This window comes from Paraburkholderia sp. 32, assembly GCF_050435345.1.
In the GTDB taxonomy this organism is placed as follows: domain Bacteria; phylum Pseudomonadota; class Gammaproteobacteria; order Burkholderiales; family Burkholderiaceae; genus Paraburkholderia; species Paraburkholderia tuberum.
In genome coordinates this window covers 1,763,053-1,783,399 of the sequence record NZ_JBNDKD010000003.1, presented here as the reverse complement: position 1 = coordinate 1,783,399, position 20,347 = coordinate 1,763,053, and the positions used below count along the sequence as shown (strand labels likewise).

The 20,347-nt window shown below is 64.6% G+C and carries 18 protein-coding genes; 4 read left to right on the top strand and 14 right to left on the bottom strand.

Features of this window, described 5'->3' with window-relative positions:
- The 4 genes from OKW26_RS30925 to OKW26_RS30910 all read right to left on the bottom strand — a co-directional run bounded on the left by OKW26_RS30925 (position 1) and on the right by OKW26_RS30910 (position 4,613).
- Positions 1-1,581 carry a DEAD/DEAH box helicase gene (locus OKW26_RS30925; protein WP_429356123.1) on the bottom strand — a complete coding sequence of 527 codons (1,581 nt, stop codon included), beginning with the start codon at positions 1,579-1,581 and terminating at the stop codon, positions 1-3.
- Between the two features lie 224 nt (positions 1,582-1,805).
- Complete coding sequence (trhA, locus tag OKW26_RS30920; protein ID WP_035471054.1) at positions 1,806-2,426, bottom strand: PAQR family membrane homeostasis protein TrhA; 621 nt, start codon at positions 2,424-2,426, stop codon at positions 1,806-1,808.
- A gap of 132 nt (positions 2,427-2,558) precedes the next feature.
- Positions 2,559-3,860, bottom strand: a complete 1,302-nt coding sequence (locus OKW26_RS30915; RefSeq protein ID WP_429356122.1) for a c-type cytochrome — start codon at positions 3,858-3,860, stop codon at positions 2,559-2,561.
- A gap of 21 nt (positions 3,861-3,881) precedes the next feature.
- A complete protein-coding gene (locus OKW26_RS30910) occupies positions 3,882-4,613 on the bottom strand; it encodes a c-type cytochrome (protein WP_429356121.1) in 732 nt (243 codons plus the stop codon).
- Positions 4,614-5,007: 394 nt separating this feature from the next.
- On the opposite strand from OKW26_RS30910, the gene copC reads away from it, so the two are divergent.
- Positions 5,008-5,385 carry a copper homeostasis periplasmic binding protein CopC gene (gene copC / locus OKW26_RS30905; protein ID WP_090801770.1) on the top strand — a complete coding sequence of 126 codons (378 nt, stop codon included), beginning with the start codon at positions 5,008-5,010 and terminating at the stop codon, positions 5,383-5,385.
- A complete protein-coding gene (locus tag OKW26_RS30900) occupies positions 5,382-6,311 on the top strand; it encodes a CopD family protein (RefSeq protein ID WP_090801769.1) in 930 nt (309 codons plus the stop codon). The genes copC and OKW26_RS30900 overlap by 4 nt, the downstream gene beginning before the upstream one ends.
- A 135-nt stretch (positions 6,312-6,446) precedes the next feature.
- Here the strand turns inward: OKW26_RS30900 and OKW26_RS30895 are convergent, their stop codons facing one another.
- Positions 6,447-6,749, bottom strand: a complete 303-nt coding sequence (locus tag OKW26_RS30895; RefSeq protein WP_090801767.1) for a hypothetical protein — start codon at positions 6,747-6,749, stop codon at positions 6,447-6,449.
- Between the two features lie 247 nt (positions 6,750-6,996).
- A complete protein-coding gene (gene dgoD, locus OKW26_RS30890) occupies positions 6,997-8,145 on the bottom strand; it encodes a galactonate dehydratase (protein WP_090801766.1) in 1,149 nt (382 codons plus the stop codon).
- A 180-nt stretch (positions 8,146-8,325) separates the two neighbouring features.
- Here dgoD and OKW26_RS30885 point away from each other — a divergent pair, with 180 nt between their 5' ends.
- Positions 8,326-9,039, top strand: a complete 714-nt coding sequence (locus tag OKW26_RS30885) for a FadR/GntR family transcriptional regulator (RefSeq protein WP_429356120.1) — start codon at positions 8,326-8,328, stop codon at positions 9,037-9,039.
- A 23-nt stretch (positions 9,040-9,062) separates the two neighbouring features.
- Here OKW26_RS30885 and OKW26_RS30880 read toward each other — a convergent pair whose 3' ends face one another.
- A complete protein-coding gene (locus tag OKW26_RS30880) occupies positions 9,063-10,532 on the bottom strand; it encodes a DHA2 family efflux MFS transporter permease subunit (protein WP_260321050.1) in 1,470 nt (489 codons plus the stop codon).
- Between the two features lie 205 nt (positions 10,533-10,737).
- Between OKW26_RS30880 and OKW26_RS30875 the strand changes: the two genes are divergently transcribed.
- Positions 10,738-11,181, top strand: coding sequence for a MarR family winged helix-turn-helix transcriptional regulator (locus tag OKW26_RS30875; RefSeq protein WP_184050828.1), 444 nt, complete (start codon positions 10,738-10,740; stop codon positions 11,179-11,181).
- A 76-nt stretch (positions 11,182-11,257) separates the two neighbouring features.
- On the opposite strand, the gene OKW26_RS30870 is transcribed toward OKW26_RS30875, so the two are convergent.
- The 7 genes from OKW26_RS30870 to OKW26_RS30840 all read right to left on the bottom strand — a co-directional run bounded on the left by OKW26_RS30870 (position 11,258) and on the right by OKW26_RS30840 (position 20,320).
- Entirely contained in the window at positions 11,258-11,596 is a 339-nt protein-coding gene (locus OKW26_RS30870; RefSeq protein WP_429356119.1) for a hypothetical protein, read from the bottom strand.
- A 114-nt stretch (positions 11,597-11,710) separates the two neighbouring features.
- The gene (atzF, locus tag OKW26_RS30865) at positions 11,711-13,543 is read right to left on the bottom strand and encodes an allophanate hydrolase (RefSeq protein WP_429356118.1); all 1,833 of its coding nucleotides are present in this window, start codon (positions 13,541-13,543) and stop codon (positions 11,711-11,713) included.
- A gap of 17 nt (positions 13,544-13,560) precedes the next feature.
- Entirely contained in the window at positions 13,561-17,160 is a 3,600-nt protein-coding gene (uca, locus tag OKW26_RS30860) for an urea carboxylase (RefSeq protein WP_429356117.1), read from the bottom strand.
- Positions 17,161-17,332: 172 nt separating this feature from the next.
- Positions 17,333-17,974, bottom strand: a complete 642-nt coding sequence (locus OKW26_RS30855; RefSeq protein WP_184022979.1) for an urea amidolyase associated protein UAAP2 — start codon at positions 17,972-17,974, stop codon at positions 17,333-17,335.
- A gap of 15 nt (positions 17,975-17,989) precedes the next feature.
- The gene (locus OKW26_RS30850) at positions 17,990-18,706 is read right to left on the bottom strand and encodes an urea amidolyase associated protein UAAP1 (RefSeq protein WP_429356116.1); all 717 of its coding nucleotides are present in this window, start codon (positions 18,704-18,706) and stop codon (positions 17,990-17,992) included.
- Between the two features lie 13 nt (positions 18,707-18,719).
- Positions 18,720-19,511 carry an ABC transporter ATP-binding protein gene (locus OKW26_RS30845; protein WP_429356115.1) on the bottom strand — a complete coding sequence of 264 codons (792 nt, stop codon included), beginning with the start codon at positions 19,509-19,511 and terminating at the stop codon, positions 18,720-18,722.
- Complete coding sequence (locus OKW26_RS30840; protein ID WP_429356114.1) at positions 19,508-20,320, bottom strand: ABC transporter permease; 813 nt, start codon at positions 20,318-20,320, stop codon at positions 19,508-19,510. Before OKW26_RS30840 ends, OKW26_RS30845 begins: the two co-directional genes overlap by 4 nt.
- Positions 20,321-20,347 lie beyond the last annotated feature (27 nt).

The following is a 20,347-nucleotide window of genomic DNA, read 5'->3' as shown; positions in this document are numbered from 1 at the left end:
TTAACGGCCACGGGCGCCGTTGCGCGACGGTTGCGCACCACGCGGCGCATCGTTGCGCTTCGCGCCGCCGCCGAGCAACGCGCCCGGATTGCCGTTGTGCGAACGATTGCCCTGCGGCTTGCGCGGCGCATGGTGCGCGGGAGCGCCATCATGCGCGGCGGTACGCGGCCGATCGTCGTGACGCTGCGTATCGCGACGCGGCTGATTGCCATTGCCGGCCGGCTTCGCACCTTGTGGCCGCGGCGTGGGCTGAGCGTTCGACGCAGGCTGGCCCGAACGCTGACCCGTGCCTTGTCCCGAACGCTGACCGGAGCCTTGAGCCGGCTTGGCCGGTGCGCCACCACCAGCACCGCCGTCACGACGCACCGCGCCTTGTCCCTGACGCGGCGAGCGCCCGCCGCCGCCCTGCCCGCGTCGCAGGATCGGCTCCGGCTTCGCGGTCGGGTCCGGCTCGAAACCGGCGATCACTTCCTGCGGGACCGGACGCTTGATCAGCTTCTCGATGTCCTTCAGCAACTGCAGTTCATCGACGCACACGAGCGACACTGCCTCGCCGGTCGCACCCGCGCGACCCGTGCGGCCGATGCGGTGCACGTAGTCTTCCGGCACGTTCGGCAGATCGAAGTTGACCACGTGCGGCAACTGATCGATATCGATGCCGCGTGCGGCGATGTCGGTCGCCACCAGCACCTGCAGCGTACCGTCCTTGAACTCGGCGAGCGCGCGCGTGCGTGCCGACTGGCTCTTGTTGCCGTGAATCGCGAGCGCGCTGATGCCGTCCTTCGCCAGTTGCTCGGCGAGGCGATTCGCGCCGTGCTTGGTGCGCGTGAACACGAGCACCTGGAACCAGCTGTGCTGACGGATCAGATGCGTGAGCAACTCGCGCTTGCGGTCGCGATCGACCGGGTGAATCTTCTGCGCGACCGTTTCGGCCGTCGTGTTGCGGCGCGCGACTTCGATCAGCGCCGGCGAGTCGAGCAGGCCATCGGCGAGTGTCTTGATCTCGTCGGAGAAGGTCGCCGAGAACAGCAGGTTCTGGCGCTTCGGCGGCAGCTTCGCGAGCACGCGCTTGATGTCGTGGATGAAGCCCATGTCGAGCATGCGGTCGGCTTCGTCGAGCACGAGGATCTCGAGATGCGACAGGTCGATGGTCTTCTGCTGCATGTGATCGAGCAGACGGCCCGGCGTCGCGACGACGATATCGATGCCGCGCCTGAGCGCATCGATCTGCGGATTGATGCCGACGCCGCCGAACATCACGGTCGACTTCAGCTTCAGATACTTGCCGTAGGCGCGCACGCTTTCTTCGACCTGCGCGGCAAGTTCGCGCGTCGGCGTGAGGATCAGCGCGCGCACCACGCGCTTGCCGCCGGCGGCCGGCGGCATCGAATTCAGGCGCTGCAGGATCGGCAGCGTGAAGCCGGCGGTCTTGCCGGTGCCGGTTTGCGCGCCGGCGAGCAGATCGCCGCCGTTGAGCACGGCCGGGATCGCCTGAGTCTGGATCGGAGTCGGGCTGGTGTAGCCGAGTTCATTGACAGCGCGGACCAGCGGTTCGGACAAGCCGAGGGAATCAAAAGACATAAAAGCTCTTTGCAATGCAGTGTCGCGAACGGCCCCGCTGGGCCCAAAGGACCCCAACGCGGAAAAACCAGCGCGGCATCGACACGCCCGCATGGGTGTTCGAGGCCGAGGCCCGGTTCCGTTCACGGAGAAATCGGCGGCACGCTCACAGATGTGCCGAATGTTTCAACGCGCTATGCAGACACGTCGACTGGCCTTAAGTTGCAATTCGTCGCCGTGGAATGTCACGCGACATAGCGCGCGACACTGACGAATTGACACAGACTGCCCGCCAGTACGAACAGGTGCCAGATACCATGTCCGTGGCGGATGCGCTCGTCGTTGATGAAGAAATAGATGCCGACGCTATAGATGACGCCGCCGGCCACGAGCCACGCGGTCCCCGCGGCCGGCAACGCCTGCACCAGCGGGTGGACGGCTACGAGCGCGAGCCATCCCATCAACACATACAGCACCATCGACACGCTGCGGGTGCGTCGCCCGAGCGTGAGTTCCTGCACGATGCCGAGGGCAGCGAGCCCCCAGCTCACGCCGAATAACGACCAGCCCCACGGTCCACGCAACGTGACGAGCGTGAACGGCGTGTAGCTGCCGGCGATCAGCAGGTAGATCGCCGAATGATCGCATTTCTGCAGAATCGCCTTCAGACGCGGATGGCTGACGCTGTGATACAGCGTCGAGATCGCATACAGCACGAACAGCATCGCACCATATACGGCGAAGCTGACGACCTTGTACGCGTCGCCGGCGAGCGCGCCCATCGTGACGAGCGCCGCCAGCCCCACCACCGACAGCACGGCGCCGACGAGATGGGTGATGCTGTTCAAACGCTCACCGAAGGGCACAACTCTTTCCTCCTGCACGGTCCCACGAGGGCAACCTCCAACACAAATAGCCCTACATGATACCGGTCCTGAAAAAACGAAGGGCGCGGCCGCGAATTTCGCAGGCCGCGCCCGGGGTGCGTCGAACCCTGCTTAGTCGAGCGGCGCCGAACGCAAGTCGGCCACTTGCTGCGGCGACACGGCCGTGCCGTGGTTGCCCCAGGACATACGGATGTACGTCACGACTGCTGCGACTTCCTGATTCGACAGAGCCTGCGCGAACGGCGGCATGCCATACGGATGCGGGTTCCCTTCCGTGCTCGGCGGATAACCACCGTTCAGCACCATGCGGATCGGGTTGACCGCGGACGGCATCTGGATCGACTGGTTGTTCGCGAGCGGCGGGAATGCCGGCGGCCGGCCGAGACCGTTATCCTCGTGGCACTTCGCGCAGTTGTCAGCGTAGATCTTCTGACCTTGCTTCAACAGTTCGCCGCCGAACTTTTCCGAGGTTTCGAGCTGCAGCGGTTCCGGTGCTTCGCTCTTCTGCGGAATCGTCTTCAGGTACGTCGCCATCGCGTTGATGTCTTCGGTCGACAGATACTGCAGGCTGTTGTGAACCACTTCGGCCATCGGACCGAACACCGCACCGCGGCTCGACACGCCGGTCTTGAGCAGGTCGGCGATGTCCTTGAGGTCCCAGTCGCCGAGCCCGGCTTCGCGGTTCGACGTCAGCGACGGCGCATACCAGTTCTGCAGCGGAATCAGGCCGCCCGCGAACGCGGCCGAGTTGACCGGGGCGCCCATCGCATTGATCGACGTGTGGCACATGCCGCAGTGACCAAGGCCTTCGACCAGATACGCACCGCGGTTCCATTCGACCGACTTGGTCGGATCCGGCTTGAACTCGCCTTCACGGAAGAACAGCGTGCGCCAGCCGATCAGCATGTTGCGCTGGTTGAACGGGAATTTCAGTTCGTGCGGACGGCTCGGCACGTTGACCGGCGCGACCGAGCGCAGATATGCGTAGATCGCGTCGGAGTCGGCGCGCGTGACCTTCGTGTAGCTCGTGAACGGGAAGCCCGGATAGAGCAGGCTGCCATCTTTCGAGCGGCCGGTGTGCATCGCGCGATAGAAGTCGTCCTGGGTCCACTTGCCGATGCCGTACTGGTCGTCCGGCGTGATGTTCGGCGTGAACATCGTGCCGAACGGCGTGGCCATCGGCAGGCCGCCCGCGAACGGCAGCCCGCCGCGCACCGTGTGGCAGGCGATACAGTCGCCGGCGCGGGCGAGGTACTCGCCCTTCTTGATCAGGTCGGCCTGGTCCGCGGGCGTTGCCGCCACGGCTGCGCCGCTGCTATGCAGATTGTCGCCGCCCGACCACAGGACGGGAATGAGTGCGGCGGCCGCGACCACGACGACTGCCGAGAGGGCGAACAAAGACTTGTGTTTCATTTGAATGTCTCTCCCGGCGCCTTATTGCGGTTCGCTGCCGCAGGCAAGCGGAGTCTTCAAGGAGCGGGCCGGAGCCGGCACGGGGTTTTGCGGAGCCTGCTGCGTGGAAAGCCAGGCCGCGACGGCGTTCACGTCTTCGTCGCTGAGGCGCGTGGCGATGGTGTGCATGCAGTCCGGCGCGATCGCGTGACGCGTGCCCGAGCGCCATGAACCGAGCTGCGCGCTGATGTAGTCGGCGTGCAGGCCGACGAGACCCGGAATTGCCGGTTCCATACCGGTCAGTGCCTTGCCGTGGCAAGCCGCGCAAGCGGGCACCTGCTTCGATGCATCACCGTGCAGCACGATCTGCTCACCGCGCGCGAGCGTGGCGGCCGAGACCGTCGGCTTGGCCGGCGTCGGATACGGCGGGCGTTGTTGCGAGAAGAAGGTGGCGATCTGATGCAGGTAGTCGTCGGAGAGATACGTGACGAGGTAGTTCATCGGCGGGTACCTGCGGCGCCCTTCACGGAAGTTCTGCAACTGATTGAACAGATATTCCGCCGGCTTGCCGGCGAGGCGCGGGAAGTAGTCGTTGTCGGTACCTTGCCCATGCGAGCCATGGCAGGCCGTGCAGCCTTGCACGCGCGCTTCCATCGTGTCGGGGGCCTTCGGTTGAGTCTGCGCTTTCGCTGCGCTATAGACACCCGCGGTGCCGATCAACAGAAGGGCAAGCAACGGGCGGAAGAGGCGTCTTGAAGACACGCGTAACTCCATCGGAATCGGGGACCTGACCGAACTTCGGGCGGCTCGGTGTGAAGGACAGCCGTCGCTGCGGCGACGCAGCATTCTATCATCGAAGGGTAATCGTGACTATTTGCCGCATTAGAGACGGTTCCAGGTGTGACCGCCATGCGACAGTATGTCGCGTTATGCCGGTTTCGGACTTTGGTTGCGTCACGGATCGTGGTCGACGTCTTTGCCTCAAAAATAATCACGGCGCCGTCGCTGCAAGCGTGATGCCGCGTGACGCATTCGATCAAGCCAGGTTGAACCGATCCCCGCGCGCGCCATCGAAGCGTACACTTCCGGGCTCGCCGGCCGTCGTGCAGACGATGCGCCTCGCCGGCCCGCCTATGTTCCGTTCGTTCTCATCCGCTATCGGCCTTACATGAAGCTATTCGATTTCTCCTCGTCGACGCTGCGAGCGTTGATGTCCGGCGCGGTGGCGCTGGCCATGTCGTCCACCGCGTTCGCGCATGCGCATCTGATCTCGAGCGTGCCGGCCGCGAACGCCGACGCCGTCGCGCCTACCGACCTGACGATCCATTTCACCGAGCCGCTCGAGCCCGCATTCAGCAAGATCACACTCGCCGATGCAAGCGGCAAGCCCGCGACGCCGGGCGCGTCGACGGTCGATAGCGCGGACGCCCGCGTGATGCACCTCGCGCTGCCTCAGTTGACGAGCGGCCGCTATGCGGTGCACTGGATCGCGGTGGCCACCGACGGCCATCGTACCCATGGCGACTTCGCGTTCAACGTCAAATGAACTTCGACGGACTGTGGATCGGGCAGGTCGCAATGGCCACGCTCATGAACGTCTCGTTCGGCTTCGCCGTCGGCTCGGCGCTGCTCGGCGCATGGCTCGCGAGGGACGGGCTCCAGCGCACTTCACCGGCGCGTCCGGGCTGGATGCGCGCGCAACGCTCGATGCTCGCGGCCACCATCGTGCTGGTGCTCGCGGATCTCGGCTGGCTCCTGTATCAGGCGGCCTCGATGAGCGGCGTCGGGTTGTCCGCGGCGTTCGGCGTGGTGCCGACGGTGCTGACGCAAACGCATGTCGGCTATGGCTGGAGCGTCGCGTTCGGCGGCGCGCTGGTGCTGCTCGGCACCGCGCTGAGCCATGGCACGGGCATGCTGCGCAATACGCTGCTGTGGCTCGCGGTGCTCGCGATCGCGGCGGGTAAGGCGTCGCTCGGTCACGCGGCCGATGCCGGCGTGGTCTCGGCCGCGATCGGCATGCAGACGCTGCATGTGCTCGCAACGAGCGTATGGGGCGGACTCGCGATGGCCTCCGGCCTGGCGGTGCTGCCGGCGCTCGGGGCATCCACCGCGCGGGGCATGCTGATCCGCACGGCGACCCAGGTGTCGAACGTGTCGATCGTCGCGGTCGCGTTGGTGTTGCTGTCGGGCGTCTTCAATGCGGTGCGCGACTCGGGCAGTTCGTTCGAAGCGATTCAGGCGAGCACGTGGGGTCATGTGCTGACGTTGAAGCTCGTGCTGGTCGCGCTCGCGCTGGTGCTCGGCGCGCTGAACCGCACATCGGCGCTGCCACGCCTGCGTCGCACCGCATCGACGATGGATGCGCACACCTTCGTCAACGTGATGTATCTGGAAGCGCTCGTGATGATCGGCGTGTTCGTCGTCGCGGCCGCGTTGTCACACACCGTGCCGGCGTTCGCTGCGCTCGGTTGAACGCGCGGCGCGGCATAGGCGATTGACCAATCGGCGATGGATGCGCGACGGCCGCGCGCGTCCATCGTGCGTCAGTTCTACGACAGCACCCGCGGATGCGCGCCGCGTAAAAAAGCGCCGCACTGCGAAGCCCGCTTACTCGAAGCCGAGGCGATGACCGAGAATCGGCGCGCAGAACAACGCGATCGCGCAGCCCGCGGCCTTGCCTTCGAGTTCGGCGCCGGCCGCGTGCGAGCCGACCATCTGCGTGAGCAGATCGAAGACCTGCGGCAGGCAGTACAGCACCGCCGCGGCGATAAAGCATTTGCCGACTACCGAGATGTTCCATCCGCGCTCGTACGCGAGCATCGCGCCGATGATGCGCAGCACGCCAAACGCAACCAGCGCGCCGACCGCCGCCTGTTCGCGGATCAGATAGTCAGGAACGAATTCGCCCATGGTGCTCCTCGCTGCATGCGTTGTTGGCATGCATTTCAGCAAGGAGCAGGCCATACGTATGTCCGATACCGAACAAACGTCGCGAAAGCCAGGCGGGATAAGGCTCGGCGGGGAGTGATGCAGGTCGGGGCGGCAGCGCTCGAACGCCGGTTCGAGCCGGCTGGTCCGGGAAGTTACGTTACTGCGACGGCCCGCGCGTCCCGTGGCCCGCCGGCGGCGTTCCGCCTGCTTCGCTCAGGTGTTCAGATCACCATTCGGCGACGCTGCCGTCCGCGTGACGCCACACCGGATTGCGCCAGCGGTGACCGACCTTCGCCATCTCGCGCACTTTCTCTTCGTTGACCTCGATGCCGAGTCCGGGGCCCTGCGGAATCGACACGAAGCCGTCTTCGTACTTGAAGACTTGCGGATTCTTGATGTAATCGAGCAGGTCATTGCCCTGGTTGTAGTGGATGCCGAGGCTCTGTTCCTGGATGAACGCGTTGTAGCTGACCGCGTCGATCTGCAGACAGGTTGCGAGCGCGATCGGGCCGAGCGGGCAATGCAGCGCGAGCGCGACGTCGTAGGCTTCCGCCATCGCGGCGATCTTGCGGCACTCGGTGATGCCGCCAGCGTGCGACGCGTCCGGCTGGATGATGTCGACGTAGCCGCCCGACAGGATGTGCTTGAAGTCCCAGCGCGAATAGAGACGCTCGCCGAGCGCGATCGGCGTGTTGGTCTGATTGACGATGTCGCGCAGCGCCTCGGCGTTTTCCGACAGCACCGGCTCTTCGATGAACAGCAGCTTGTACGGGTCGAGTTCCTTGGCGAGCACCTTCGCCATCGGCTTATGCACGCGGCCGTGGAAGTCCACGCCGATTCCGATGTTCGGCCCGACCGCCTCGCGCACCGCCGCGACGTTGTTGATCACGCCTTGCACCTTGTCGAAGGTGTCGATGATCTGCAGCTCTTCCGAGCCGTTCATCTTGACGGCCTTGAAGCCGCGCTCGACCACCGCGCGTGCGTTGTTCGCGACATCGCTCGGACGGTCGCCGCCGATCCACGAGTACACCTTGATTTTGTCGCGCACCTGGCCGCCGAGCAGCGCATGCACCGGTACGCCGTGATGCTTGCCCTTGATGTCCCACAGCGCCTGATCGACGCCGGCGATCGCGCTCATCGTGATCGGGCCGCCGCGATAGAAGCCCGCGCGGTACATCACCTGCCAGTGATCCTCGATCAACAGCGGGTCCTTGCCGATCAGATAATCGGACAGCTCCTCGACGGCCGCGGCGACCGTATGCGCGCGGCCTTCCACCACCGGCTCGCCCCAACCGACGATGCCCTCGTCGGTCTCGATCTTGAGGAAGCACCAGCGCGGCGGGACGATGAAGGTTTCGAGCTTGGTGATTTTCATGGTGTGTGTCTCCGGTGTCGATCGGAGTTGGCACTTTGGCGCTTACTCCGAACCCATGCAAAGCAGGTCTGCGGGCATGCAAAATTTCGGGGAATTCCATGCTACAACAAAACTGCATTAAAATACTATTAATAGTACTATTTGTCACATAGTGGTGAGATCTGCCGACTTACCGCCACGTTGCGCGACGGGATCATCAACCGCGAGGAGAAAACCATTACGCACGATCTGCACGGGCGAGTCGCCCAACTGCTGGCGACCGCGATTCTCCGCGGCGACTATGCGCCGGAGTCGATCCTGCCTCGTGAAGCCGAGTTAATGGAGATGTTCGGCGTGAGCCGCACGGTGCTGCGCGAGGCGCTGCGCACGTTGACGTCGAAAGGGCTGATCGAATCGCGGCCGCGCGTGGGCACGCGCGTGCGGGTCAAGTCCGCGTGGAATCTGCTCGATGCCGATCTGCTCGACTGGTATTCACGCGTCGCCGAGCCGATGGCGTTCGCGCTCAAGCTGCAGGAAATGCGCGAGATGGTCGAGCCTTATGCCGCCGGCCTCGCGGCCGCCGCGCACACCGACGACACGTTGGGTGCGCTTGCGGCCGCGCATACCGCGATGGTGGCGGCGCGCAACGTCGACGAATGGGTGCGCGCGGATCTGCAGTTCCACCTGCGCGTGCTCACCGCGTGCAGCAACGAACTGCTGATCCCGCTTGGCGCGCTGATCGAGCGCACGCTCGAGGCACAATTGCGGCTCAATGCGAAACGCGCCGATGTGTTCAACGCGTCGCTCGCCGAACACACGGCGGTGTTCGAGGCGATCCGCGCGCGCGATGCCGCCGCGGCGTACGCGGCGATGGCGTCATTGCTCGGCGTGACGCGCGGGCGAATCGAAGGCTGAGGTGGACGTCGGCGCATTCGGTCTCAATCCATCGCCGCATGCGCGATCGACGCATCCGGTGCCTTGTGCGACGGCCGGATCAGCAGCAACAGCGGGATGACCAGCAGCGTCGCCACGAACATCAGCTTGAAGTCGTTCAGATACGCGACCATCGCCGCCTGCTGCGTGATCGACGCGTTCAGCGCCGCGATGTCATAGTTCGAGCCGCTGTTGAGCATCGACTGGAGCGCCGGATTGAACGCGGTGACGTTCGCAGCGAGGTCCGCGTGCGAGATCTGCGTGTTGCGCGTCATCAGCGTCTGCACGATCGAAATGCCGATACTGCTGCCGATGTTGCGCATCAGGCTATAAGTCGCGGTGCCGTCCGCGCGCAGCTCCGGCGACAGCGTCGAGAACGTCAGCGTGGACAGCGGCACGAACACGAGGCCGAGTCCAAAGCCCTGGATCACGCCGGGCCACACGATGTCCGATGCCGATAGCACGATTGTGTACTGCATCATCTGCCACAGCGCGAACGCTGATATCAGGAAACCGCAGAGCAGCAGCAGCCGCGCGTCGACGCGCTTGAGCAGCCGGCCGGCGATCAGCATCGCGACCATCGTGCCGGCGCCGCTCGGTGCGGTGACGAGGCCCGTGGTCGCGACCGGATAGCCCATCAGGTTTTGCAGCATCGGCGGCAGCAGCGCACGGGTCGCGTACATCACCGCGCCGATCACGAAGATGAACAACGTGCCGGTCGCGAAGTTCGGGTCTTTCAGCAACTTGTACTTGAAAAACGAGCGCTCGCCGATCGTCGCCGTGTGCACGAGAAAAAACGCGAAGCTGATTGCCGCGACGAGCGCCTCGATCACGATCTCGGTCGACGAAAACCAGTCGAGCTGCTCGCCGCGATCGAGCATCGCCTGCAATGCGCCGATCGCGAGGCCGAGCGTGATGAAGCCGAACGCGTCGAACTTCACGTCGTGTTTCGGCTCGCGCGTCGGCAGGAAGCTCGCGACGCCGAACAGCGCGATCGCGCCGATCGGCACGTTGATGAAGAACACCCAGCGCCAGTTGTAGCTATCGGTGAGCCAGCCGCCGAGCGTCGGACCGAGGATCGGCCCGACCATCACGCCCATGCCCCACACGGCCATCGCCTGGCCCTGCTTTTCGCGCGGGTTGATGTCGAGCAGGATCGACTGCGACAGCGGCACCAGCGACGCGCCGAAGATCCCTTGCAACAGACGCGACACGACGATCTGCGACAGCGTCTCGGAGAGTCCGCACAACGCGGAAGACACGGTGAAGCCGCCGATCGCGATCAGCAGCAGCCGCTTCACGCTGAGGCGATCCGCCAGCCAGCCGGTGAGCGGCGTGGCGATCGCGGCGGCGACGATATAGGAGGTCAGCACCCACGTGATCTCGTCCTGCGACGCGGACAGCGTGCCTTGCATATGCGGCAGCGCCACGTTGGCGATCGTGCTGTCGAGCGTCTGGATCAGCGTCGCGAGCATGATCGAGATCGTGATCATCGGCCGGTTGAGCAGCTCAGTGGCGCTCGTCGACGTGGAGGCGGAAGACATGAATGGTGGGGAGGGTCGAAATAGTAAGCATGCTTAGTATATCGTCAATACGGGTTGGCGCTATCGGGAGTTGTGCTGAGGATAGAACGCATACGCAGTCGCGCTGTACGCCGAAGTGCTTCCGTATAATCCGCGCATGAAAACCCAATTCGAAGAGCGCTTCGGCTTTCTGATCTACGACGTCGGCCGGCTGGCGGGCAAGCGGTTCGACGATCTCGCGAGGTCGTCGGTCGATCTGACGCGCGCGCAGTGTCGCGTGCTGGCCTATCTCGGCCACTACGGCGACATCAATCAGGCCCGGCTGGCGGATCTGCTCGAGGTCGCGCCGATCTCGGCGGGCCGGCTGCTCGACCGGATGGAGGAGGGCGGCTGGATCGAGCGGACCGCGAATCCGCAGGATCGCCGCGAGCGCCAGGTGCGCATGACGCCGAAGGCTGAGCGCACGCTCGGCAAGGCGCGCAAGGTCGGCGACGAGGTCGCGCTCGAAGCGCTCAATGGTTTCAGCGATGAAGAAGCGGCGCAGTTGATCGCGCTGCTGCAGCGGGTGCGCGGCAATCTGAGCCGGCTGGTGGATCGCTGAAGCGTCGCGGTGTTGGCGCGACGCCGAAGTCTTTCGCGCGAGCCGGGGTTACGTTGAGCTCGCGCTTCAAATCACGTTATCTGGATTCCGACGCCGGCGTGGCGCCGCTCGGCGGTACCAGCTCGTAACAGCCCGGCGCCACCGCCGTTTTTGCTTTTGCATCCGGTTGCTGCGTATCGATGCATTTGAACGCGCTCTGATCGCGCTGCACGAAGATCGTGTCGGCGGGACCGTTGTTGACCACGGCGACGATCTTGTAGCCGTCCTGCAGCAGCGTCGCGAGCATGGTGGAACTGGCGCGCCATTGACTGTCGGCGGTGCTCGGCGTTTGAGCTTGTGCGATGAGGGCGGCGGTCGTGCCGGCGAGCGTGAGCGCAGCGGTGGTTGCGGCGAGCGCGACGGTGCGGAGCGTCATTAAGGAACCTCTCGAAGTTGCGACGGAATTGCGGAAGGAAGCCGGAGGTGCCAACCAAACCCGCGGCGCTTCACTGCCCATACCCTGCGACGCCGCCGCTCATCGTTCGTTCCATCAGAAACTCGCGCAATGCTCGCTGGCAAGCCATGCTCGCCATCCGCCAAACTCCGAGATATCGGTTCCCGACTGCACGCCATACGGCTCGCAGAGGAAACCGGTAACCCACGAACCGTCGACGAGTTCGACCTTCCCCAGAACCAGCGGAGACGGAACGGTCGAAATAAACGAGCCGAACTCCGCGCTGGGCATTTCCCACACTTCGACAGCAATTTTTGCGCCGCCATCGGTGACGCGCCACAGGCCTGGACGCCTCGTGCCGTCCGCCGACGCAGGCAGCGCCGACAACCGGTATTGCGCGGCAGTCTGAGTGGCCTGCAAGAGCCGCGCGCGTCGGGCAAGCAGATCGCGGTTGAGGGGCAAACCTTGCATGTGTGCGCCGCAGACCGCGATCCGCATGCGATCGTGGCTCGCCGCGCATCGTTCGCCGCGCGGCTCCGGCTCGACGGTTAGACCTCCGACGCAGTGCACGCCGCTCTTTCGTTGCAGCAGGTCGGCCACACCCAACAGATACTGGTCGGTGAACGCGCGGCCAAAGACGGTCACGCCCCAGGGCAGACCATTCTTCATGAAACCGGTCGGCGTAGCGACGGCGGCATAGTCCAGCAGATTCATGAAGTTCGTGTAATAGCCGAGCAGGGAGTTCGGACCAATGGGGTCGCGCTCCAACTCGTCGAGCGTCACGGCACGCGGATACGTCGGCGTCAGAACGAAATCGAGTGAATCGATCGACGCATCGCAGACGGCCTTCAATTCCTGCAAGCGATACTGCGCGCGAAACAGTTCGACCGCGCTCGCGCCGGGTGCCTTCGCCAACACATTGCGAATGACGGGCAAAACCGCAGCGGGTTTCTCCGTCATCAACTCGCCCGCCACGCTGTAACGCTCGGCCACCCACGGCCCCTGATAGAGCAGATTGGCGGTTTCGACAAACGGCGTGAAGTCGATTTCGACAGCTTCACCACCTGCTTCTTCGAGCAACGCGCGCACCTTCGCGAACAGCCCGGGGCTCTCGGAACAGCCGGCGAATTCCAGTTGCGCCGGCACGCCGAACTTGAACGCCGTGGGCTCGCCAAACGCGCGTGCCGTATTCCATTGCGGATTCGCGCGGCTGTATGCATCGCGAGGATCGGGGTGCGCGCTCAACGCAAGCAACTCGCTCGCTTCTTCCGCCGTCGCCGTGAAGAACGTCACGCAATCGAGCGTGCGGCACGCGGGCACCACACCCGCGGTGGACAGCAGGCCTTTAGTCGGCTTGAGACCGACGAGATTGTTCAGCGCGGCAGGCACGCGACCGGAACCGGCCGTGTCGGTCCCGAGCGCGAAACTGGCGACGCCGAGCGCGACCGCGAGTGACGACCCCGCGCTCGAGCCGCCCGACGGATAGTCGGGATGCACGCTATTGCGACACTTGCCATACGGCGACCGGGTGCCGTTCAGACCGGTCGCAAACTGGTCGAGATTGGCTTTGCCGAGCGGCACCGCGCCGAGCGCGATCAATTGCGCAACGACGCTCGCCGATCGCGACGGCGTGTACGCGAACGCGGGGCACGCGGCGGTTGTCTGAATGCCGGCGAGATCGATGTTGTCCTTGATCACGAACGGAACGCCATAGAGCGGCAGGCTTTCGACGTCCTGGGTGTCGAGCCAGTCGAGGTAGGGCGCGACTTCATCTTCGGTCAGAAGATGGATGAACAGATTGAACGATGGATTGAGCGCCGCAGCTTTTTCGAGCAGTTCCGCGACGAGCCTGCGCGGCGTGAGCGTTCCATCACGGTATGCGGAGCGAAGTGTCGGGAGGCGAAGATCGAATGACGAGAATGAAGACATGGTTTGCGTCCAGATAATTAGTGACGTTCGACGACGGCGACGCGTTGCCCCGCGCGCACGGGCGAACCCGGCGCCACGTAGATCTCGCCGACCGTTCCGGCGCACGGCGCACACACCGGGATTTCCATCTTCATCGACTCGATGATGAGCAGCACGTCGCCCGCGTCGACCGCGTCGCCGGTTTTCACCTTGACTTGCCAGAGGCTGCCGGCGATCTCGCTGTCCACGGCGACTTCGCCGTCGTGAAGCGGAGCTAACTGAGTGTCTTCGGTGACCGGCGTCTCGAACGTGACTTCCGAGGTGCCCGCTTCACGCCACCGCTCGCGCTCGGCCTGGAAGGCCGCCTGCTGCCTTGAACGGAACTGCTCGATGCTGGCGGATTCGCTAGCGAGAAACGCCTGATAGTCCGGCAACGAAAGCTCGGACTCTTCAATCCGCAACGGAAAACGCCCAAGCGGAAAGTCCGCGCGGATGCGCAACAGTTCGTCGGCCGATACTTCGTAGAAACGAATCTGGTCGAAGAAGCGTAGCAAATAGTGCTGTCCGGCGAAATCCGCGACTTCGCGGTAGCGATTCCACATCTGCAACGTGCGGCCGACGAATTGATAGCCGCCAGGCCCTTCCATGCCATACACGCACAGATACGCGCCGCCGATGCCGACCGAGTTCTCCGCGGTCCACGTACGGGCCGGGTTGTATTTCGTCGTGACCAGCCGGTGACGAGGGTCGAGCGGTGTCGCGACGGGTGCGCCGAGGTACACGTCGCCGAGGCCCATCACCAGATAGCTCGCATCGAAGACGATTTGCCTGACCGCGTCGATGGAGTCGAGGTCGTTGATGCGGCGAATGAATTCGAGGTTGCTCGGGCACCACGGCGCGTTCTTGCGCACGGTGGTCATATATTTTTCGATCGCGAGCTGGCACGCGGGGTCGTCCCATGACAGCGGCAGATGAACGACCCGCGACGGCACGCGCAGATCCTTCTGCAACAGGACCTCGTCCCACGCCCGCGCGACGATGTCGAGCAACCTGGCGAGCGGCAGATCCTCGGGCCGGTAGTGGATCTGCAGCGAACGGATGCCCGGCGTGAGATCGATGACGCCAGTCAGATGCTGCGCTTCGAGGGACTGCATCAGCGCATGTCCGCGAAACCGTGCCACGAGGTCGAGCTCCGCTGGACCGATTTCGAGCAGCAGATGTGTGTCGCCGGATACACGTGCGACGAGTCTGTCGCGGTCCGCCCCGGTATCGAGCACGATCGGCGACGTCAGCGATGCTCTTCTTTCGCTCGGCGCACCCGGTGCAATCTCGAGGCTCTCCAGTTCCCGACGACGCTCACGCGCAGCCTCACGCGCTTGTTCGACTTCGACGGGCGCGAAGCGGATCTTGTCGCCTGCTTTCAGCTGGCCGATCTGCCAGAGGTCCGCCTCGATGATCGTCACCGGACAGACGAAGCCGCCGAGACTCGGGCCGTCGGGTCCGAGAATCACGGGCATGTCGCCGGTGAAGTCGACGGCGCCGACCGCGTACGGATTATCGTGAATGTTCGACGGATGCAGTCCAGCCTCGCTGCCGTCCTCGCGCGCCCACTCGGGTTTCGGTCCGATCAGGCGCACGCCGGTACGGCTGGAGTTGAAGTGAACCTCCCACTCGGTGTCGAGCAGCTGCGCGATATAGCGGGCGCTGAAGTATTCGGGTGCGCCGTGCGGGCCATAGATCACGCGAACGGTGCGCACGCCGTCGAGCGTCGGCGCGTCGACGAGCGCCGCGCCGGCTTGCGCATCGCCGAGCGGATAAAGATGCAGCACGTCGCCCGCGCGGATCGCGCGGCCGCCATGTCCGCCGAACTGGCCGAGCGTAAAGGTGCTGCGGCTGCCGAGATACAGTGCGACGTCGAAGCCGCCGCGCACGCACAGATAAGCGCGCGCGCCCGCGCCGCGTATCGTGCCGAGCGCGAGCGTCGAACCCGCCGGCACATGGAGGCTCGTGTTCAGCGGCTGAGCGACATCGTCGAGCAGCACCGGAATTTGCGCGCCGGTGATGGCGACCACGGCATCCGTGTTGAAGCGCAGCGTCGGCCCGCTCATCGTGACTTCGAGAGCGGCGGCGTCGGCCGCATTGCCGAGCAGGCGATTGCCGAGCCGCATCGCCCGGTCATCCATCGGCCCCGACGGCGGGATGCCGACTGCCCAGTAGCCCAGGCGGCCGGGATAGTCCTGCACCGTCGTCTGCGTGCCGCCGCTGACGACTTCGACCGTGCTGGCCCGATACCTGAGCCCTTCGAGACATCGAGTCCACGGTTCGCCCGACGCGAACGGCCGGTCGCGCAGAATCTGGCGCAGATAGTCGCGATTCGTCTCGACGCCGTAGAGTCGGGTGTTGCGCAGCGCAGCGTCGAGCGCATCGCGCGCTTCATCGCGAGTCGGCGACCACGCGATCACTTTCGCGAGCATCGGGTCGAAGTACGGCGGCACTTCGCAACCGGCCTCGATCCATGTATCGATGCGCAATGCGCGCCCGTCGGCATTCGGGAACGCGACCTCGGTCAAGAGGCCCGGACTCGGTTTGAAATCACGCCCCGGATCTTCCGCGTAGAGTCGCGCCTGGATCGCGTGCCCTCGCGGCGTTAGACTCGCCGCCAGGTCCTTCAGCGGCGCGAGCGTGCCGGCCGCCAGCTCGATCATCCAACGCACGAGGTCGACGCCCCACACCTGTTCGGTGACGCCGTGCTCGACCTGCAGACGCGTATTGACTTCGAGGAAGTAGAACTGTTCGGCGGCGCTGTCGTACACGAATTCGACGGTGCCGGCGGAGCGATAGTCGACGGCTTTCGCGAGCTTGACCGCTGCCTCGCAGAGCGCGGCCTGAATGCCGTCCGGCAGGCAGGGGGCGGGCGTTTCCTCGAGCACCTTCTGATTGCGCCGCTGCACCGAGCAGTCACGCACGCCAAGCGCGAGCGCGTCGCCTTTGCCATCGCCGAATACCTGCACTTCCAGATGCCGCGCCCGTTCGATGTACTTCTCCAGAAACACGCCGGCATCGCTGAAATTGTTTTCGCCGAGACGCTTCACGGCATCGAAATGGGCGCCGAGTTCGTCGGCGTTCCAGCACACCCGCATGCCGATGCCGCCGCCGCCCGCGGTGCTCTTCAGCATCACCGGATAGCCGATGGCCTGTGCCGCCGCGAGCGCCGCCGGCAAGTCCGCGAGCAGCCCGGTGCCTTCGAGCATCGGCACCCCTTCGTTGGCCGCGATTTCGCGGGCCGTGTGCTTGAGGCCGAACGCGCGAAGCTGCGCGGGTGTCGGTCCGATGAACGCGATGCCGGCCGCTTCGCAGGCTGCGCCGAACGCCGCGTTCTCCGATAAGAAGCCGTAGCCGGGATGGATCGCCTGCACGCCTTCGCGACGCGCAATCGCGAGGATCTTGTCCACGTCGAGATAAGTCAGCGCGGCCGGACCCTCGCCGAGCGCATGCGCGACAGGCGCTTCGCTGACGTGGCGGCTCGCTCGGTCGGCTTCCGCATAGATGGCGACGCCCGTGACGTCGAGTTCGCGCAACGTCCTGAGAATGCGGCACGCGATAGCGCCGCGATTGGCGATCAGAATCTTCTCGAACATGGAAGGTGTGTTGATTCGAAGGCGGGCCGTCCCGCCGTGGGAATGGCCGGCCGTGGTCGTCCACGGCCGAAGTCGCGTCAGCGATGCGTCTGGATCAGTTCTTCGCGCGTACGGCTGAAGTACCGGCCCGAGCGAACCAGCATGAGGAGAAAAAGCCAGTGGCGGATGCGCTTCAATTCCATATCAGCAGCTCCGCGGGCGTCGGGTTGTAGGCGTTGCACGGATTGTTCAGCTGCGGGCAGTTGGAGATCAGTACGATCACGTCCATCTCCGCGCGCAATTCGACGTATTTGCCCGGCGCGGAAATGCCGTCTTCGAAGCTGAGCCCGCCCGTGGCCGTGACCGGCACGTTCATGAAGAAGTTGACGTTCGCGCCGATGTCCTGCTTCGACAGGCGGCCGTCATGTGCGCAGGCACGCAGGAAGTTGTCGCGGCAGCTGTGCATGTAGCGCTTCTCCAGTGCGTAGCGCACCGTGTTGCTTTCCTGCGCGCAGGCGCCGCCGAGCGTATCGTGGCGGCCGCACGTGTCGGCGACGATCGTCAGCATCGGCTTGCCGAGGTTCGAGTACAGCACCGAGCCCGTCGTCAGGTAGAGGCTTTTTTGCCGGCGCAACGTGCGTTGCGGGTCGAAGCGCTCGCGCGGATCGGCGAGGCTGTAGAACAGCGTGTCGACCGCCTGGTTGCCTTCGAGATCGACGATGCGCAGCGTTTGCCCGGCCTTCACCTCGTGAAGCCACGGCTCGCCGGCGGCGAGTGTCTCGCGATAGACCGCGGTTTCCGGACGTTTGTCGCTGACGATAAGCGTGCTGGTCATAAGCGTGGCCTTCGCTCAAAGAAAGAAGCGTTCTGTGTTGATGAAACCGCGTGCGTTCTCTTCGCATGCGGTGCGGCAAACTTCGGCGAGCTCGGGCCGCGCGTCGCTCAACTCGAGCTTGACGGGCCTCGGCGCGTACTCGGGGTTCGGGTCGAGCGGGTGCTGGATCGCGGTGAGCACGACGAGCGTGTTCATCGGTGCGTAGAGCTCGATGTAGTTGCCGGCTTTTGAGTTTCCTGGCACGAAACTGAGAACGCCGTCGTCGCTGACATCGACACGGCTGAACAGATTGAGCGTCATCAGCAGGTCAGTGATGCCGAGTCCCCACTTGCCCATTTCGACGAGCAGGTTGTCCGTGCCGTTGCGATAGAACGCGTTGCGCAGCTCCTGGTAGCGGCCCGCGCCGTATCGTTCGCGAACCTCGTCGGCATTCGAAGCTCCACCGATGCTGTCGTGCCAGCCACAGGTATCCGCGACGATTGCGGCAAGCACGCGGCCCATGTCGGAGTACAGGCAGTGCCCGACCGTGAGCCTGGCCGTGTGCTGGCACTTCAACGAATCCGGCAGATTGAGCCGTTCGCTCTTTTCCGTCGCGTTGACCATCATCACGCTGACGTTCGCACCGCCGCGCAGGTCGGTAATGCGCAGCGATCGACCACGCTTGACGATCAGCGACGTATGGCCGCCGCCTGGGACGGTTTCTTCAAGCAATAAGGTCGTATCTGAGTTCATACCTGAGTTCCCTTCAGTCGGAGACCAGTTCGATATGCGATGCGCCTCGCACGGCAGCCTCGGCGATATGCACGGCGGACATGGAATCGCGGCTACGGTCGAGCGCAATGTTGTAGGTGATGCGCGCGCCATAGGCGCCCGGTGCCTGCGGGTCGACGCGCACCTTGTCGAAAACCAGCACGCGGCTTCCCAACGTGAAGCCTTCTTTCAGGTCATGCGTGACCATGAAGATCGTGAGCTTCGCTTCGCGCCACAGGTCGGAGAGCAGCTCATGCATGTCCTTGCGGATGCCGGGGTCGAGCGCGCCGAACGGTTCGTCGAGCAGCAGCACGCGAGGCTTCATCATCAGCGCCTGCGCGATCGCGAGGCGTTGCTGCATGCCGCCCGACAGCTGCTGCGGAAACTTGTTCAACGCAGCGCCCAGCCCGACGCGCTCGAGCATGGCCGCTGCCTCGTCTTGCGCCACGCGCCGACGGGCACCGAATAGCCGGCCGGTGAACTTCGCCTGTGGAAGCTCCAGCCCCAGCATCACGTTGCGGAACACGCTCAGATGGTCGAACACCGAGTAGCGTTGAAACACGACGCCGCGATGCCGGTCCGGTTCGCCGGGCAGCGGCTTGCCGTCCAGCAGGATCTCGCCGCGCGTCGCGCGCTCCTGACCCAGCAGCAGGCGCAGAAACGTCGACTTGCCGCAGCCGGACGCGCCGACCATCGAACAGAACTCGCCTTCCTTGACGGTCAGATTCAAACGCTCGAGCACGACCTGGTCGCCGTACTCTTTCCAGACGTTGCGGACTTCGATCATCGCGCGCCTCCGTACCACGGGAAGCACCATTGCGTGATCCGGCGCAGCAGCTCGTCGGTGAGCCATGCGAGCAGCGTGATCCACGCGACGTACGGCAGGATCAGATCCATCGACAGATAGCGGCGCACGAGAAAGATGCGGTAGCCGAGGCCATCGGTCGACGCGATCGCTTCGGCGGCGATCAGAAAGAGCCACGCCGCGCCGAGAGAAAGACGCGTCGCCGCCAGCAGACGCGGCAGCAGTTGCGGCAGCACCAGACGCAGAATCAGCGTCCAGCTGGTGGCGCCGAGCGTCTGCGCCTTGACCCATAGCTCGACCGGAATCTCGCGGGCGCGAGCATGCAGATCGCGAATGATCACCGGCGTGATGCCGACGACGATCAGCACGACCTTCGACAACTCGTCGAGCCCGAATACGATGAACAGGACCGGCAGCACCGCCAGCGGCGGCACCATTGAGATCACGGTGATGAATGGCGACAGCGTCGCGCTGACGAGCGGCAACGAACCGGTCGCGATCGCGGCCATCAGTGCGATCACGGCACCGACGACAAGGCCGATGCCGAGCCGCCGCAAGCTCGACAGCGTGTCGGTCCACAACAGATACTCGCCGGTGCGCTTGTCCTCGGTGAAGGCGGCCGACTTCACCGCGTCGCTCATTTGCGCCGCGCTCGGCAGCAGCTTGTCATCGGGATTGAGCGAGAGTCGCATCGAGGACCCGGTGAAGTAGACCGCTAACAGCACGACGAACGGCAGCAGAAGCAGCATCAAGCCGCCGATCCGGCTCGGATGTCGATTGATGAGTCGCATGGTGAGCGCCTGGTTGGAAAGCTGCGA

Bases quoted from the DNA above. Each gene is read 5' to 3' on its own strand.
- OKW26_RS30850 (WP_429356116.1), bottom strand. From the start codon at position 18,706: ATGAACTCAGATACGACCTTATTGCTTGAAGAAACCGTCCCAGGCGGC.
- OKW26_RS30845 (WP_429356115.1), bottom strand. From the start codon at position 19,511: ATGATCGAAGTCCGCAACGTCTGGAAAGAGTACGGCGACCAGGTCGTG.
- OKW26_RS30870 (WP_429356119.1), bottom strand. From the start codon at position 11,596: ATGACGCTCCGCACCGTCGCGCTCGCCGCAACCACCGCTGCGCTCACG.
- dgoD (WP_090801766.1), bottom strand. From the start codon at position 8,145: ATGAAAATCACCAAGCTCGAAACCTTCATCGTCCCGCCGCGCTGGTGC.
- OKW26_RS30925 (WP_429356123.1), bottom strand. From the start codon at position 1,581: ATGTCTTTTGATTCCCTCGGCTTGTCCGAACCGCTGGTCCGCGCTGTC.
- OKW26_RS30895 (WP_090801767.1), bottom strand. From the start codon at position 6,749: ATGGGCGAATTCGTTCCTGACTATCTGATCCGCGAACAGGCGGCGGTC.
- OKW26_RS30910 (WP_429356121.1), bottom strand. From the start codon at position 4,613: ATGGAGTTACGCGTGTCTTCAAGACGCCTCTTCCGCCCGTTGCTTGCC.
- atzF (WP_429356118.1), bottom strand. From the start codon at position 13,543: ATGTCTTCATTCTCGTCATTCGATCTTCGCCTCCCGACACTTCGCTCC.
- OKW26_RS30855 (WP_184022979.1), bottom strand. From the start codon at position 17,974: ATGACCAGCACGCTTATCGTCAGCGACAAACGTCCGGAAACCGCGGTC.
- copC (WP_090801770.1), top strand. From the start codon at position 5,008: ATGAAGCTATTCGATTTCTCCTCGTCGACGCTGCGAGCGTTGATGTCC.
- OKW26_RS30840 (WP_429356114.1), bottom strand. From the start codon at position 20,320: ATGCGACTCATCAATCGACATCCGAGCCGGATCGGCGGCTTGATGCTG.
- OKW26_RS30900 (WP_090801769.1), top strand. From the start codon at position 5,382: ATGAACTTCGACGGACTGTGGATCGGGCAGGTCGCAATGGCCACGCTC.
- OKW26_RS30875 (WP_184050828.1), top strand. From the start codon at position 10,738: ATGAAAACCCAATTCGAAGAGCGCTTCGGCTTTCTGATCTACGACGTC.
- OKW26_RS30915 (WP_429356122.1), bottom strand. From the start codon at position 3,860: ATGAAACACAAGTCTTTGTTCGCCCTCTCGGCAGTCGTCGTGGTCGCG.
- OKW26_RS30880 (WP_260321050.1), bottom strand. From the start codon at position 10,532: ATGCTCGCGACGCTGATCCAGACGCTCGACAGCACGATCGCCAACGTG.
- uca (WP_429356117.1), bottom strand. From the start codon at position 17,160: ATGTTCGAGAAGATTCTGATCGCCAATCGCGGCGCTATCGCGTGCCGC.